Source organism: Streptomyces sp. NPDC031049, assembly GCF_055571015.1.
The window spans coordinates 78,839-93,768 of the sequence record NZ_JBVIGC010000007.1 but is presented as its reverse complement, the minus strand read 5'-3'; the positions used below and the strand labels follow the sequence as shown (position 1 = coordinate 93,768).

Below are 14,930 nucleotides of genomic sequence, written 5' to 3'. Positions count from 1 at the left end.
CCGTCTCCGCCCCGTCCGGCCTGGCTGCCGGGCGGGGCGGAGCCGTCCCGCCACCGACCCCGGAGCAGCCCGTGACCGACGCCCCGCCCTCCTTCGAACTCCTCCCGGGAGCCCCGGACTCCCCGGTGATCCTGCACGTCCCGCACTCCGCGCGCGAGATACCGGACGAGGTGCGGGCCGGCATCGTGCTGGACGACACCGGGCTGGAGCGGGAGCTGGACCACATCACCGACGCGCACACCGCCGAGATCGCCGAGGCGGCGGCCGGGCTGGCCGCCAAGCGGCCCTGGCGGTTCGTCAACCGGCTGTCCCGGCTGGTGGTCGACCCCGAGCGGTTCCCGGACGAGCGGGAGGAGATGACGGCCGTCGGGATGGGCGCCGTGTACACGCGGACCACGCACGGCGAGGTCCTGCGCTGCGCCGGTCTCGATCCCGAGCCGCTGATCGAGCGCTGGTTCCGGCCGTACGCGGCGGCCATGACCCGGGCGGTCGCGGACCGGCTCGCCGCCACCGGGCGGGCGGTGATCGTCGACGTGCACTCCTACCCCACCGAGCGGCTGCCCTACGAACTGCACGGCGACGGCCCGCGCCCGCCGGTCTGCCTGGGCACCGACGCCTTCCACACCTCGCCCGGGCTGCTCGCCGCCGCCCGGGAGGCGTTCGCGCCGTGCGGGGAGACCGGGCTGGACAGCCCGTTCGCCGGGGCGTACGTGCCGCTGGAGTTCCACGGGAAGCGGGCCGAGGTCGGCGCGCTGATGGTGGAGATCCGCCGGGACACCTACATGAGCGAGCCGGGCGGCCCCGCCGGTCCCGGACTCGCCCGCCTCGCCGGGTCGCTGGCGGCCCTGGTCGACGCCGTCTGCCGCTGACCGCCGGCCGGAGCACGGCTGGAGCACTCCCGCGCGACAGGCGGCCCGGGCGGCGGCCAGGGTGGGGACATGACCCAGGAGACCACCACGCTCACCGGCCACGCCCCTCCCCCGGTGCGGGACTGGCCCACCGTCGACCTGGACGGGACGACGTTCGACCCGCATCTCGCCGAACTGATGCGCGAGGGGCCGCTGACCCGCATCCGCCTGCCGCACGGCGAGGGCTGGGCGTGGCTGGCCACCCGGTACGAGGACGTGAAGCTGATCACCAACGACCCGCGGTTCGGGCGGGCGGAGGTGACCCGGCGCCAGGTGACCCGGATGGCGCCGCACTTCAAGCCGCGGCCCGGCTCCCTCGCCTTCGCCGACCAGCCCGACCACAACCGGCTGCGCCGGGCCGTCGCCGGGGCGTTCACGGTCGGCGCGATGAAACGGCTGCGGCCCCGGGCGCAGGACGTCCTCGACGGCCTGGTGGACGGGGTGGTCCGGGACGGGCCGCCGGCCGACCTGGTCGAGCGGGTCCTCGAACCGTTCCCGATCGCCGTCGTCAGCGAGGTCATGGGGGTCCCGGACGCCGACCGCGAGCGGGTGCACGCATGGACCCGGGAGATCATCTCCACCACCGGGGCGGAGGCCGCCGAGCGGGCCAAGAACGGGCTGTACGGCTGGATCACCGAGACCGTCCGGGCCCGCGCCGGCAGCGACGGCGAGGACGTGTACTCCCGGCTCGGCGCCGCCGTGGCCCGCGGCGAGGTCGCCGAGGAGGAGGCGATCGGGCTCGCCGGGCCGTTGCAGATCGGCGGCGAGGCCGTCACCCACAACTGCGGGCAGATGCTGTACCTGCTGCTCACCCGGCCCGAGCTGATGCGGCGGATGCGCGAGCGGCCCGGGGAGCGCGGCGCGGCCCTGGACGAGCTGCTGCGCTGGATCCCGCACCGCTCCTCCGTGGGCCTGGCCCGCATCGCCCTGGAGGACGTCGAGCTGCACGGCCACCGGATCGCCGCGGGCGAGGCGGTGTACGTCTCCTATCTGGCCGCCAACCGCGACCCGGACATCTTCCCCGACCCCGACGCCATCGACGCCGGCCGGGACCCCAACCCGCACCTGGCCTTCGGCAACGGGCCGCACTACTGCACCGGTGCGGTGCTGGCCCGGATGCAGCTGGAGCTGCTCGTCGACACCCTGCTCGACCGGCTGCCGGGACTGCGCCTCGCGGTCACCGCCGACCAGGTCGAATGGCGCCGCAAGACCATGATCCGCGGCCCGCGCACGCTGCCCTGCGCCTGGTAGCCCCGAGCGGCCGGGAACCCACGGTCGCCTGCGCGGCGGCACCCACGGCCCCGCCCGTCGGGTGCCGTCAGGCCCGCAGCCACTCGGTGACGACCAGTTCGCCGCCGGCCCGCAGCCGCAGCGCGAACGGGCCGGACGGCGGTGCCGCGCCGGTGAACCGGCCCAGGTCGTCCGCCGTGAGCGAGCCGACGGCCTGCGGTCCGCTCAGCACCTCGATCCGGGCCGGCCCGGGCGGCAGCAGCTGCCCGATCAGCCCCTCCTCGGTCACCTCGACGTCGATCGTCAGCTCGCCCGCGCTGAACGTCAGCATCCGCGGCGGGTCCTCCTCGCCCCGTACCGGGATGCCGTCCACCAGCGAGTCGAAGGTCAGCTCGGCGAGCCGGGCGTCCAGGTCGTGCAGGGCGTAGGCGTCGACGGCGATCCGGCTCAGCTCGGCCGGCACGGGGTCGAGGATCGCGGCGGCCTGCCGCAGCTCCTCCTCCAGCAGCCCGTCGCCGAACTCGCCGTCGTGGGACACCCCGTCAGGGAACCCCTCGTCGTGGAACACCCCGTCGTCGGCGAGGCCGTCGCCGTCGTGTGCGTCGCTCAGGTCGCTCATCCCGTCCCCCGTGCCTGAAGCCGGTCGCGCAGACGGCGCAGACAGCGCTGGCGCGTCGGCCCGATGCTGCCCACGGCGATGCCCAGCGCCGCCGACACCTCCTGATAGCTGGGCGGCGGCGACGCCATTAGCACGCGCAGCAACTGCCTGCACCGCTCGCCCAGCTCCTCGAACTCCTGCCACAGCCGCCGGATGCGTTCGCTCTCGGCGGCGGCCTCCTCCGAGTCCAGCACGGACTCCTCCGGCGTACGGTCCTCGCTGACCCGGTCCAGCAGCTGCGGATCGTCGGTCGGCGTCCAGCGCCGCGCCGCCCGGAGCACCTTCAGCGACTCGTGCCGCGCGGTGCTCGCCAGCCAGGACCCGGCCTTGTCCGGCTCCCGGATCCGCCCCAGGTGCTGGGCGAAGCGGAACCAGGCGGTCTGATAGACCTCGTGCGCGTCCGCGTCGGAGAGCCCGTGCGCGCGCACCACGGACCACACCAGCGGGCCGAGCCCTTCCACCAGTGCCTTCCACGCCGCCGCGTCACCGTCGGCGGCGGACTGGACGAGCGCCCCGACAGCGTCACGTTCCACGGTCCCACCCCTCGTGTACGACTCGTCATCGTACGCCGTGGAGAGGGCCGTTCCGCCTCGCGCGACGGTGCTCATGCCCCGGTGGCCGGCGGGTCGGCGGGGCCGGGCCGCCAGGTCGGCGGCAGCAGTGCCGGCACATGGGCGCCGCGCACCTCCGCGTAGTCGGTGCCGGCCGCGAGGAGCTGCTTGCGGGCGGCGCGCGGGGCGGTCTCCTTGTGCGCGCTCATGTGGGCGGCGACCATACCGGCGACCAGCGGCGTGGCGAACGAGGTGCCGCTCCACTGGGCGTGCCCCTCGAACATCACCTGGTCCGGTTTGGCGGGCGGCTCGCCCGGGTCGCTCAGGACGCCGGTGTGCGGCGGGAACTGGCAGGTGCAGGCGTAGCCGAAGCCGTAGCGGCAGGCGTCGTACGTGGAGTGCTGGTAGACGTACGGGACGGGGGTGGTGAAGCCGGTGAGGGCGCTGGTGAGCCGCTCGCCGGGGGCGTACACCTTCACCCAGCCGCCGTGGTTGGTGAAGCAGGCGCCGAACTCGCCGTCGGTGCGCAGCGCGCCGACCGACAGCACGGCGCCCTGCCAGCCGGGCAGGTCGGCGTAGGCGGCGGGCCAGAAGGGGGTGGCGCTGGCGTTGTTGCCGGCGGCGGCGACGAGCAGCGTGCCCTGGTCGCGCAGTTCCTCCATGAAGGCGTGGACGCCGAGCAGGCCGTCGGTGCGGCCGTTGGAGGTGCCGGCGGAGAGGCTGATGACGTCGGGCCAGCCGTCGCGGTCGACGGCCTCGAAGAGCTTCTCGCCGAACTCGTCCTCCAGGATCGCCCCGGCGTCGTTGAGGGTGTTGCGCACGGTGATGTCGGTGTTGGGCGCGACGGCCGCCAGCAGCCCGGCGATGAAGGTGCCGTGGCCGACGTACTGCCGGAGCACGCCGTCCTCGTCGCACTCCTCGGTCTGGAGGTCGCCGTCGGTGTGCGCCAGCAGCGGGCAGGACCGGTAGTCGCGCATGAGGCCGGTGTCGATGACGAGGACGCCGACCGCGGAGTCGGCCGAGTGAGGGGTGGTGTCGGGTGCCGGGTTGGGCGGCTCGCTGAGCGGGACGGGCACGGGTTCGTCGCCGGGGCAGGCGTTGACCGCGATGGACACCACGTGGTTGCGGCTGATCAGCCGGCGGCCCGCCCGGCCCTCGAAGGACCGCAGCGAGCGCAGGGCGTTGGCGACGGCCCGGTCGCCGCCCGCCTCGCCCTCGCCGGGGTCGCCGACCCGGATGCGGGTGATGCCGGTGCGGTTGGTCTCGGGGCCCGCCCGGCGCACCTGGTCCGCGCTCAGTCCGGCGAACGTCGTGAAGTGCTCGCGCACCGTGTCCTCGACGAGGCGGGCCTCCTCGCCGTCGCGGGCGAGGACGACGCCCTTCTCGTAGAGGAACTCGGCGGAGTCGTCCGGGCCCATCGCCAGGGGGACGTCGGGCATCGAGCGCTGTATCTGGTCGAACTGCTCACGGAAGCGGTGTGGTGCCATGGGCGGTTCCTCCCACTGAGGCGACGGCTGTCGCGGCGCGGTCGTCAATCAGAGCCCGGGGGTGGCTGATTGATACAGACACCGCCCTGTGGCACACGGTTGCGGAGCACTACCATCCGTTGCGTGACCGCGGGAAGCGAATCGGTGCCGGACCTGCTCCCGATGGTGTTCGCCGCACCGAACGAGGCCCGGGCGCGGGCCGAGGAAGTGCTCGCCGCGCGGCCGGGGCCGCTGCACGCCTCCGTGGCCCACCAGGTGATCGGCATCTGGCAGCGGGACTTCGGCGACACCCGGCTGGCCCTGTCCCATCTGCGGCGCGCCCGCGCTCTCGCCGCCCGCGCCGGCTCCGCCGACCGCGAGGCGGACGTGCTGGCCACGCTCGGGGTCGCGCTGGTGCACACCGGCCGCACCCGGCAGGGCCTGGCCGAGCTGGAGCGGGGCGTGGCGCGCGGCACCGGGCACACCCGGGCGCGGGTGCTGTACCGGCGGGCGTACGTGTGGTGGGTCCTGGGGCGGCACGCCGAGGCGCTGGAGGACGTACGGCGGGCCATCGCGGTATTGCGCCAGGTGGACGACGTGATCTGGACGGCGCGGGCGCTGACGCTGCGGGCGACGGTGCATCTGGCGCTGGGTGCGGTGGAGCGGGCGGACGCCGACTTCACGGCCGCGGAGGCGCTGTGGGACACCACGGGCCAGGAGCACGACAAGGCGGACGCGGTGGAGAGCCGGGGGCTGGCCGCGTTCCGCTCCGGGGACGTGCCGGCGGCGCTGCGGCTGCTCGACGAGGCCGAGGAGCGGTACGCGAAGCTCGGCACACCGACGTTCGTGCTGAGCATCCGGCGCTGCGAGGTGCTGATGGCGGCGGGCCTCGCCCCGGAGGCGCTGGCGGAGGCCGACGCGGCGCTCGCCGCGCTGGACGGCATCGGCGGACAGTCCACCCGTAGGGCGGAGCTGCTGCTGATGGCCGCGCGGGCGGCCCGGCCGGCCGGTGACGCGCGGACCGCCGTCGACCGCGCGGCCGTCGCCGTGCGGCTGTTCGCGGCGCAGCGGCGCACCTGGTACGAGACGCACGCCCGGCTGGTGCTGATCGAGGCGCGGATGGCGGCCGGTCGCGGCTCGGGGCGGCTGGTCGCGGACGCCGCCGCGGTGGCGGAGCGGCTGGCCGCGTTCGGTGCGCCGGCCGCGGCCGAGGCCTCGCTGCTCGCGGGCCGGATCGCGCTCGGTCTGGGCCGGCCGGAGGACGCCGAGCGGCATCTGGCGCGGGCCGCGCGCAGCCGGCACAGCGGGCCGCCGCTGGCCCGGATGACGGGCTGGGCCGCGCAGGCGCTGCGGGCGCGGGCGGCCGGGTCGACGCGGGGGGTGCTGGAGGCGTGCCGGCGCGGTCTGGACGTGCTGGACGACCACCGGATGACGCTGGGCGCCTCGGAGTTGCGGGCCCGGGTCACGGAGCAGGGCGCGGAGCTGGCCGCCCTCGCGCAGCGGGCGAGTCTCGCCTCGGGCGGGCCGCGGCGGCTGCTGGTGTGGAGCGAGCGCTGGCGGGCGACGGTGCTGTCCGCGCCGCCGGCCCGGCCGCCGGCCGATCCGGCGCTGCTCAGCGGCATGACCGCGTTCCGGGAGATCGCCGCCCGCGCGGAGCAGGCCCGCCGGGACGGGCGGCCCGTGGCGGCGCTGGAGCGTGAACAGCGGCGCCTGGAACGGGAGATCCGCTCCCGGACCCTGCACATGCGCGGCGCGGCGCCGGGCGGCGGGGGCCGGTTCGACGTCGGCCGGCTGCTCGCGGCGCTGGGGGACGGCGTACGGCTGGTGGAGCTGGTCGTGCTGGACGGGCGGGTGCATGTGCTGCTGTGCGGGCAGGGGCGGGTGCGGCGGTTCGAGGCGGGGCTGCTGGCGGAGGCGGAGCGGGAGGCCGAGCATGTGCAGGCCGGGCTCAGGCGGCTGGCCCATCCGGGAGCGCAGGCGCGGCTGCCGCTGGTGGAGGCCGCGGGGCGCCGCCTTCAGGAACTGCTGCTCGGACCGGCGGCCGCGCACCTCGGCTCGGGCCCGGTCGTCGTGGTCCCGCCGGGGCGGCTGCACCGCGTGCCGTGGGCGCTGCTGCCGGCGCTGCGCGAGCGGGTGCTGAGCGTGTCACCGTCGGCGAGCAGCTGGCTGCGGGCCCGCGCGACCGAGCCGCCGCCCGACGGCCGGCACGTCCTGGTCCGCGGCCCCGGCCTGGCCAGCGGCGGCGCGGAGGTCCCGGAACTCGCCCGACGGTACGGAAACCGGGCGCCGGCCGGCGCACCGGGCTCGTCGAACGGCACGACAGCGCCGGGCGGCGGCACGGGACCGACCGGCCCGGCCGGCGGAGAGCGATGCGGGCCGGGCGGAGGGACCGGAGCAGCGACCGCCGTGCCGGGCGGCGGCACGGCACCGGCCGGACCGGCCGGCGGAGAGCCGACCGGGCCCCGGGAAGCGCTCGGCACGGGTGCCGCCGAGCCGGCCGGGCGCGGGGAAGGGCTCGGCACGGGTGTCGCCGGGGCGGGCGGCGGTGAGCCGGCCGGGCGTGGCGAAGGGGTCGGGACAGGGGCCGTCGGGGTGGAGCCGGTCGTGCTGGAAGGGGACGAAGCGCGGGTTCCGAGGGTGTTGCGGGAGCTGGACGGGGCCGCGTCGGCGCACATCGCCGCGCACGGGACCTTCCGGGCCGACAGCCCGCTGTTCTCGGCGCTGCGGATGGCCGACGGGCCGCTGATCGTCCACGACTTCGAGCGGCTGCACCGCAGCCCGTACCGGATCATCCTGTCCTGCTGCGACACCGCCCGGTTCGCGACGGTGGGCGCGGACGAGCTGCTCGGCCTGGTCACCGCGTTGCTCCCGCTGGGCACGGCCGGTGTCGTGGCGTGCAGCGCGCCGGTCAACGACGCGGCGGTGGTGCCGCTGATGCTCGCGCTGCACAAGGGGCTGGATGCGGGTCTGTCGCTGGCCGAGGCACTGCGCGACGCCCGGGCCGCACTGCCGGACGACGCGGTGCACCAGGCGACGGGATGGGCGTTCACGGCGTTCGGGGCGGCTTGAGACGGGGGCCGGGCGGGGTCAGGCGGGCCGGGGCTCGGGCAGGTCCAGCAGGCGGCTCAGGGCCGTGCGGTCGCCCGAGCCGAGGCGGGTGTAGGCGCTGTGGAGGTGGTTGCCGACGGTCCGCACCGACAGGGTCAGCCGCTCGGCGATCTGCCGGTTGGTCAGGCCGCCGGCGGCGAGGGTGACGATCTGGCGCTGGCGGGCGGTGAGTTCGCCGAGCGCCAGGCCGGACAGTGCCGGCGTGCGCGCGTCGTCGCAGCGCCGGGCCAGGGACACGGCGCGGGCGCGGGAGGTGCGGGCGGCGCCCGGATCGCGGTGGACGCGGGCGGCCTGGGCGTGGGCCTCGGCCGCGAACAGCAGGTATCCGCGCCGCCGCAGCTCTTCGGCCGCCCGGTCGAGGCCGGGTCCGTCGCCGCGGGCGAGGGCGTCGGCGTGGGCGGCGAAGACGCCGGTCAGCCGGTGGGCGGCGCGGCCGGGGGCGCCGAGCCGGACGGCCTCGTAGGCGTCCTCGTCGGTCACGGCGGCCAGGGCCGCGTCGAGGTCGCCGCGCGCGGCGGCGACCCAGACGAGCGCCGTCCCGGTCAGGGCCGCCTCGGTGCCCCGCACGCCGGCCGGGCACTCGGCGTCCTCGTGCCGGGTGGTCGGCGGGGTGCCCGACTGGGCGGTCGCCAGGGCCAGTTCGGAGCGGCAGGTGCGGTCCCCGGGAGCGGCGCGCAGGCCCTCGCGGGCCCAGGCCGCGGCCAGGCGCAGCTCGCCGCGGAGGCGGGCGCAGCGGGCGCGCACCGCCGCGTACCCGGCGGGCACGGGCAGGCCCTCCGCCACCAGCCACTCCCCCACGGGCGCCTCGGCGGGCCGTACGTCGTCCCGCTCCAGGCGGTCGAGGAGGGCGGTCCGCTCGGCCGCGAGCGCGGCGTCGCACCGGCCGGGCGCGGTACGGCTCAGGCGCCGGGCGCGCAGCCGGCCGGCCCGGGCCCGCAGCACGGGTCCGTGCAGGGGGTGGGCGAGGCGGGCGGCGCCCTGGTCGTCGACGTGGACCAGGCCCTCGGCCTCCAGCGCCTCCAGGTCCTTCAGCGTACGGGCGTCGACGTCGTCCGTGGGCAGCGGCAACGGCTCGGCGAAGGCGAGGAGTTCCAGCGTCGCGCGTTCCTCGGGGCGGGCGCGGTCCAGGAGGTGCGCGGTGCGGTGCCGTACGGCCGCCGTGACGGGCACCGGCCCCCGCAACGCCCACGGGGCTGCGGTGTCCGGGGCCGGCCCGGCCGCGGACACGAGGTCGCGCAGCAGCCGCAGGTCGCCCTGGCACAGGCGGTGCAGCCGGTCGGCGGTGAACGGGTCCGGCCGGCCGCCGGCCCGGGAGGCGAGCAACTCGGCGGTCTCGGCGCGGGACAGCGGCTCCAGGGCGAGACGCGGCAGCAGTTCGCCGCCCCACAGCCGGGTGACCGCGTCGGGTGCGGGCTCGCCGTCGGCGGCGACGACCAGCAGCCGGGTGCGGCCGTGCACGGCGAGCTGGTGGAGCAGGGCGGCGGAGGCGTCGTCGAGCAGGTGCGCGTCGTCCACCACCAGCAGCCGCACGCCGGACAGCAGCCGGACGGCACGGTGCAGGGTGGCCGGCTCGGGCAGCAGGTGCGCGAAGGCGCCGAAGGGGAGGTGCCGGGCTCCGGGCGTCCCGGCCGCCAGGGCGTGGTCGGTGCCGCGGAGGGCCTCGGTGACGAGCCGGGTCTTGCCGTGGCCCGCCGGTGCGGTCACCACCAGGCCGGGCCGTCCGGCGGCCACGGACCCGCGGACCGCCCGCAGTTCCTCCTCGCGTCCGGTGAACGGCCAGGGCGGCGGTGCGGTGGCCGTCTCCCGGTCGTCCCGGCCGGGTGCGCGCGTCGCGAAAGTCGTCACGCCAACAAGAGCCCGCCTACTCACATCTGATACACGCGCGGTTGAGCAGCCCTCGACTCAGGTGCCGCACCCGTGCGGAGGGCACCCTGGTCCCCTGACGGCCCGACGCTGCCCGCTCGCGCCGCGGACGGCCCGCGGGGCCGACAAACCACAGTCCGGCGCCGGGGGACGGTCGCCGGGAGCGCCGCCTTCGGGGGAGGGCGGCGCCCCGGCGCCGCCGGCGTCCGCCGGACGGGGGTCGGCGGACGCCGGGGCCGGCCCTTCGCGGCCCGGGCCCCGGCGCTCAGGCCGTGCGGGCCGCGAAGAAGTCGCGGTTCGCGGCGACCGAGTCCCGCGACTCCTCCGGCACGTCCTCCTCGGGGTAGATCGCCTCCACCGGGCAGACCGGTTCGCAGGCGCTGCAGTCGATGCACTCGGTGGGGTCGATGTAGAGCTGGACGTGGGTGCCGAAGGCCTCCTCGTCCGGGCCGGGGTGGATGGCGTCGGCGGGGCACGCCTCCCAGCAGGCGGTGTCCTTCCGGCCGGCGCAGGCGTCGGTGATGACGTAGGTCATGGATCTCTCCTGGCTCAGCGCGCGTCGGCGAGTTCGGGCTCGGCGGGCAGGTCGGGGTCGGTGAGGCCCATGAGGGCGGACAGGTTCCTCGGGGAGAAGAACTCCTCCCAGGGCACGGTGTTCTGGATCACCCCGAAGAACCGGTTGACGGCGTCCTGGTCGCCCCGCATCGCGGCGAGCACGTCCTGGAACGCGGGGTCGAACGGTTCCATCGCGGCGTGGTCCACGATGAAGTCGTACAGCGGCTTGAGCGCCTCGTTGCGCCGGTACTCGTAGCCGCGCAGCGCCGTTTCGACCGGCATCCGCCCGCTGAACCCGGCGTCGAGGGCGCGCGCGAGGAGTTCGGCGTCCCGGAAGGCGTCGGTGATGCCCTGGGCGGTGATGGGGTCCTTGTGGACACCGGCGTCGCCGACCAGCGCCCAGCCGGGTCCGAAGGGCCTGCGGAAGAAATTCGGGCGGTTGCCCGCGCCCATGAACCGGTGGGCGAGGCGTCCGTCCGCCAGGCGCGCTCCCAGGTCGGGAGCGATGTCGTCGACCGTCTTGCGGTACCCGGCCTGGACGTCGGCCTTGAAGTCGGCGAAGTCCCGCTCGGGCCGTTCGACGAAGACGGCGGCCTGGTCGTCGTGGGTGGGGAAGGCGATGACGGTGCTGCCGGGGCGGGTGTAGAACTCCAGGCCCTTGAGGGGTACGCCGTCCCAGTAGGTGTAGTAGCCGAACGCCTTGGGCGGTACGACGTGGTACTCGGGTGCCCCGACGGTCCGCGCGACGACGGAGCGCAGGCCGTCCGCGCCGACGACCATGCGGGCCCGCTCGGTGACGGTGATGCCGCTGGCGCCCCGCCCGCGCACGCCGACCACCCGGCCGTTCTCGGTGAGCACCTCCTGGACCGAGAAGCCCTCGCGGACGACGGCGCCGGCCGCGGCGGCCGCGTCCACCAGGATCTTGTCGAGGACCGTGCGCTTGGGGGCGTAGATGGCGGCGAAGCCGTCGTCGTCCGGGTACGGGAAGCCCTCCAGGGTGAAGTGCCCGTACCGGTCGAAGCAGAGGTCGAGCACGATGTTGGTCACGGCGGGGCATCCGGAGGCCTCGATCTGGCCCAGCAGGCCCCAGCGCCTGAGCTGGGCGCTGCCCTCCACCGTGATCATGTGGGTGGAGACCGTGTCGCTGGGGAACGTGGCGCGGTCCAGCAGGAGTACCCGGTGTCCCTTTCTGGCGAGCAGCATGGCGGTGGGTGCGCCGGACACGCGGGCACCGATCACGATGGCGTCGTACACGGCCTGTTCCCTTTCCTCGGCGGGTCGTTCGGGTCGCTCCGTTCCTCGGGGTGCTGCGGCCCGGCGGCTCAGGTGGCCGCGCGGGCGGTGAACCGTTCCTCGATGCGCCTGCGCCACAGCTCGCAGGCCGGTTCGACGCTGATCAGGGGCAGGTCGCGGGCCGCCTCCTCGACGACCGCGGCGGCCTCCTCGGCGTCCTGGCCGCAGAAGACCCGGCAGGCCAGGCCGGTGTGGGCGGTCGGGTTGCCCGCGGCCCGGCGTCCCCAGGCGGCGATGGCCGCGCCGCGGGCCAGCCGGGGGCGGTGCACCCCGGCCAGGTCCCGCACCGTGCGCAGTCCGGCCTCGTCGGTGCCGCCGCCGTAGGCCGATGCCAGGCCCACGCCGCTCCACAGGTCCGCGTGGCGGCCGGGCGGGAAGCCGGTGACGAGACCCGCGACGCGGTCGGCGACCGCACCGCCCGAGAACCACAGGGCCCGGCCCACGCCCTGGTCGAAGAACCGGCGGCCGGTGTCGGACAGCCGGGCCGGTACGGCGTGCCGCTCGACGTGGCGCCGGCGTTTGAAGAAGGCCTCGTGGAACCCGTAGCCGTCGGCGGTGATCCAGCCCAGCAGCGGGTCCAGGCGGGCGAGCCGGCTCTCCGGCGTCCGCCGCAGCCGTGCGTAGGCCAGGCCGACGCCGACGTAGACGGGGTAGATGTGCGGTGCGCCGGGCCCGGCGACGAAGGCGTCGAGCCGGCGGCCGCCGGGCGTGACGGCGTCCAGCGCCGCCAGGCCCATCCCCGCGCCTTCGTAGGCGAACCCGCGCAGCGCCGGTTCCACGGCGTCGAGGCGGGCGGCGAGCACCGGGAGCCGGGGGTCCTCCAGGGTGGCGTGGTAGCCCTCCATGAGCGAGCGGGCCACCGGGGCGAACCGCTGCCAGGCCTCGGGGGCGAAGCCGGGCCGGGAGAAGACGGCCTCGGCGGACGGGATTCCGAACAGCCGCCTGCGGACGGCTCCGGCGGTGGTCATGCCCGGGTCTCCTTCGCTGCCGTGGTGAGGGGGGCCGCCCCGGTGTCGAGCCAGGCGGCGCGGATCCGCAGCCGCCACCGTTCGTAGGCGGGGCCGGTGCCCGTCCCGGCGAGGCCGCGGCCGGCGTCGTGGGCGATCGCGGCGACGTCGCTGCCCGCGCTGCCCCACACCACGTCGCAGGCGAGGTCCGTGTGCGGCGCGGGCAGGCCCGACTGCTCGCGGAAGACCGAGGCGACGGCGGTGCCGGTGGCGAGGTCGGCGCGGTGCCGGCCGGCGGCTTCGAGCAGTGTGGCGACGGCACCCCGGTCCATCACCCCGGCGGCGTAGGCGCAGGCCAGGCCTATGCCGCTCCACAGGTCGCCCTGCCGGGCGAGGGGGAAGGCGCGGATGGTGCCGATGATGCGCTCGACGTCGGCGCCGGTGGAGAACCACAGGCTGCGGCCCACCCCCTGGTCGAAGGCGCGTGCCGCGTAGCCGCGGATCCCGCGCGGTGTGCGGTGCCGTTCGACGGTCTCCCGCCAGGTGAAGAAGCCCTCGTAGAAGCCGTAGCCGTCCATCACCAGCCAGCGCAGCACGGGGTCCTGGCGGGCGAGGAACCGGCGCGGGTCGACGGGGACACGGGGCAGGACGAGTCCGGCCCCGATGTGGATCAGGCACCGGTAGGGCGCGCCGGGTCCGTGGAGGAACGCGGGCAGCCGCCTGCGGTACGGGAAGAGGCTGTCGAGCAGCATCAGCCCCATGCCGGCGCCCTCGTAGGCGATGCCGCGCAGAGCGGGCGGCACGGCGTCCAGCCGTGGGACCAGTTCGTCGTGGCGGGGGTGGTCCAGCGTCAGGTAGAAGCTGTCGACGAGGGTGCGGGCGACCGGTTCGAAGGTGAGCCAGGTCGCCTCCATGTCCTCCTGCGCGCCGAAGCGTTCGGCGGCCATCTCGGGGAAGGAGTCCGCGGACAGCGGGAAGACCGGCTTGAGCAGGGTTCCGAGGGGCAGGCTCATCGTCCGCCTCCCGGCAGCTCGGCGAGTTCTTGGGCGGGACCTTCGGGGGCCGGGGCCGTCGGGGCCGGCCGGGGGCGGAACCGGCCGTAGACGAACTCGAACAGCGGTGTGGCCATGAGCGTCGTCGCGATGGCCATGAACACCAGGATCGTGAACAGGGTCGGGGTGATCAGGCCGGCCTGGAGTCCGATGTTGAGCAGGATCAGTTCCATCAGGCCGCGGGCGTTCATCAGGCTGCCCAGTGCCAGCGCCTCGCGCTGGGGTTCCTTGTTGAGCCGGGCGGCGAACCAGCAGGCGACGCCCTTGCCGAGGACGGAGACCACGAGCACGAGCAGCGCCACGCCCCACAGGTACAGGGAGTTGACCAGGCCGATCTGGGTGTTCAGACCGGAGAAGACGAAGAACAGCGGCAGCAGCAGATGGGTGGTGAGCGGTTCGAAGGCCTGGCGGATGCGGTCGGCGAAGACACCGCGCGGCATCGCGGCGCCGAGGATGAAGGCACCGAAGACCGCGTAGATGCCGACGTGGTCGGTGAACCAGGCGGCCAGCATCAGCAGCATCAGCACCAGCGCCATGACGGGCGAGCTGACGCCGCCCTCCCGCTCGGCCCTGTCTCCCAGCCGGCTCAGTACCCGCCTGCCCGCGGTGAGGACCACGACGGCGTAGGCGATGCCGCCGCCGATGGCCAGCAGGGCGATCTGCATGTCGTTCTTGAAGACGGCGAGGACGACGGCGAGCAGGCACCAGGAGATGGCGTCGTCGGTGGCCCCGGCCGCCAGCGCCAGGGTGCCCAGCGACGTCCCGGCCAGCCGCCGCTCGAAGATGATGCGGGCGAGCATGGGGAAGGCGGTGATGGCGATGGCCGAGCCGAGGAACAGCATGGCCTGCCAGGTCTCGACGCCCTCGGTGAAGAACGTGCCGTCCTGCTGCACGAGCAGCCAGGCGGTCAGTGCGCCCAGGACGAGCGGTGCGAGGACCCCGGACAGCGAGATGGAGACGGCGCTGGGGAGCCGGTGACGGATCAGCCCGGTGTCGAACTCCAGGCCCACCAGGAACATGTACAGCGCCAGTCCGACCTGGCTGACCACGTAGATCATGGACATCGACGGCCCGGCCGGGAACAGCTTCTCCTGCCAGTCGGGCCACAGCAGCCCCAGCAGCGAGGGGCCCAGCAGCACGCCGGCGATCATCTCCCCCACGACCTGCGGCTGCCCGATCCTGCGGACGAGCAGGCCGACCAGGCGGCAGGCGGCGAGGATGGCGGCCAGTTGCAGGAAGAACTGGATGGCGATTTCGGAATGGGACACGTTTCCCCCTCGTCGAGCGGATCGACCGGTG

At 75.6% G+C, this 14,930-nt stretch carries 12 protein-coding genes; 3 read left to right on the top strand and 9 right to left on the bottom strand.

From position 1 onward, the window contains the following. The first annotated feature begins 71 nt into the window (after window positions 1-71). Window positions 72-869, top strand: coding sequence for an N-formylglutamate amidohydrolase (locus ACZ45Q_RS14100; protein ID WP_468259741.1), 798 nt, complete (start codon window positions 72-74; stop codon window positions 867-869). A gap of 69 nt (window positions 870-938) precedes the next feature. Next, window positions 939-2,159 carry a cytochrome P450 gene (locus tag ACZ45Q_RS14095; RefSeq protein ID WP_468259738.1) on the top strand — a complete coding sequence of 407 codons (1,221 nt, stop codon included), beginning with the start codon at window positions 939-941 and terminating at the stop codon, window positions 2,157-2,159. A 67-nt stretch (window positions 2,160-2,226) separates the two neighbouring features. On the opposite strand, the gene ACZ45Q_RS14090 is transcribed toward ACZ45Q_RS14095, so the two are convergent. Genes ACZ45Q_RS14090 through ACZ45Q_RS14080 form a run of 3 tightly spaced genes read right to left on the bottom strand, consistent with a single transcriptional unit; the run spans window position 2,227 to window position 4,834 of the window. After that, the gene (locus ACZ45Q_RS14090) at window positions 2,227-2,757 is read right to left on the bottom strand and encodes a hypothetical protein (protein WP_468259735.1); all 531 of its coding nucleotides are present in this window, start codon (window positions 2,755-2,757) and stop codon (window positions 2,227-2,229) included. Continuing rightward, entirely contained in the window at window positions 2,754-3,404 is a 651-nt protein-coding gene (locus ACZ45Q_RS14085; protein WP_468259732.1) for an RNA polymerase sigma factor, read from the bottom strand. Before ACZ45Q_RS14085 ends, ACZ45Q_RS14090 begins: the two co-directional genes overlap by 4 nt. Continuing rightward, window positions 3,401-4,834, bottom strand: a complete 1,434-nt coding sequence (locus ACZ45Q_RS14080; RefSeq protein ID WP_468259730.1) for a S8/S53 family peptidase — start codon at window positions 4,832-4,834, stop codon at window positions 3,401-3,403. Before ACZ45Q_RS14080 ends, ACZ45Q_RS14085 begins: the two co-directional genes overlap by 4 nt. A gap of 162 nt (window positions 4,835-4,996) precedes the next feature. Between ACZ45Q_RS14080 and ACZ45Q_RS14075 the strand changes: the two genes are divergently transcribed. Further along, complete coding sequence (locus ACZ45Q_RS14075) at window positions 4,997-7,882, top strand: CHAT domain-containing protein (protein ID WP_468260358.1); 2,886 nt, start codon at window positions 4,997-4,999, stop codon at window positions 7,880-7,882. Between the two features lie 18 nt (window positions 7,883-7,900). Here ACZ45Q_RS14075 and ACZ45Q_RS14070 read toward each other — a convergent pair whose 3' ends face one another. The 6 genes from ACZ45Q_RS14070 to ACZ45Q_RS14045 all read right to left on the bottom strand — a co-directional run bounded on the left by ACZ45Q_RS14070 (window position 7,901) and on the right by ACZ45Q_RS14045 (window position 14,899). Beyond that, window positions 7,901-9,766: a LuxR family transcriptional regulator AbsR2 gene (locus ACZ45Q_RS14070; protein ID WP_468259728.1), complete on the bottom strand. Its 1,866-nt coding sequence runs from the start codon at window positions 9,764-9,766 to the stop codon at window positions 7,901-7,903. Window positions 9,767-10,049: 283 nt separating this feature from the next. Continuing rightward, a complete protein-coding gene (locus ACZ45Q_RS14065; protein ID WP_468259725.1) occupies window positions 10,050-10,319 on the bottom strand; it encodes a 4Fe-4S dicluster domain-containing protein in 270 nt (89 codons plus the stop codon). Between the two features lie 14 nt (window positions 10,320-10,333). Next, complete coding sequence (locus tag ACZ45Q_RS14060) at window positions 10,334-11,593, bottom strand: NAD(P)/FAD-dependent oxidoreductase (RefSeq protein ID WP_468259723.1); 1,260 nt, start codon at window positions 11,591-11,593, stop codon at window positions 10,334-10,336. Between the two features lie 68 nt (window positions 11,594-11,661). After that, window positions 11,662-12,600 carry a DUF1702 family protein gene (locus ACZ45Q_RS14055; RefSeq protein WP_468259720.1) on the bottom strand — a complete coding sequence of 313 codons (939 nt, stop codon included), beginning with the start codon at window positions 12,598-12,600 and terminating at the stop codon, window positions 11,662-11,664. After that, entirely contained in the window at window positions 12,597-13,592 is a 996-nt protein-coding gene (locus ACZ45Q_RS14050) for a DUF1702 family protein (protein WP_468259718.1), read from the bottom strand. The genes ACZ45Q_RS14055 and ACZ45Q_RS14050 overlap by 4 nt, the downstream gene beginning before the upstream one ends. Then, the gene (locus tag ACZ45Q_RS14045; RefSeq protein ID WP_468259715.1) at window positions 13,589-14,899 is read right to left on the bottom strand and encodes a cation:proton antiporter; all 1,311 of its coding nucleotides are present in this window, start codon (window positions 14,897-14,899) and stop codon (window positions 13,589-13,591) included. The genes ACZ45Q_RS14050 and ACZ45Q_RS14045 overlap by 4 nt, the downstream gene beginning before the upstream one ends. Between the last annotated feature and the right edge of the window lie 31 nt (window positions 14,900-14,930).

Bases quoted from the DNA above. Each gene is read 5' to 3' on its own strand.
- ACZ45Q_RS14095 (WP_468259738.1), top strand. From the start codon at position 939: ATGACCCAGGAGACCACCACGCTCACCGGCCACGCCCCTCCCCCGGTG.
- ACZ45Q_RS14090 (WP_468259735.1), bottom strand. From the start codon at position 2,757: ATGAGCGACCTGAGCGACGCACACGACGGCGACGGCCTCGCCGACGAC.
- ACZ45Q_RS14085 (WP_468259732.1), bottom strand. From the start codon at position 3,404: ATGAGCACCGTCGCGCGAGGCGGAACGGCCCTCTCCACGGCGTACGAT.
- ACZ45Q_RS14080 (WP_468259730.1), bottom strand. From the start codon at position 4,834: ATGGCACCACACCGCTTCCGTGAGCAGTTCGACCAGATACAGCGCTCG.
- ACZ45Q_RS14075 (WP_468260358.1), top strand. From the start codon at position 4,997: ATGGTGTTCGCCGCACCGAACGAGGCCCGGGCGCGGGCCGAGGAAGTG.
- ACZ45Q_RS14065 (WP_468259725.1), bottom strand. From the start codon at position 10,319: ATGACCTACGTCATCACCGACGCCTGCGCCGGCCGGAAGGACACCGCC.
- ACZ45Q_RS14055 (WP_468259720.1), bottom strand. From the start codon at position 12,600: ATGACCACCGCCGGAGCCGTCCGCAGGCGGCTGTTCGGAATCCCGTCC.
- ACZ45Q_RS14050 (WP_468259718.1), bottom strand. From the start codon at position 13,592: ATGAGCCTGCCCCTCGGAACCCTGCTCAAGCCGGTCTTCCCGCTGTCC.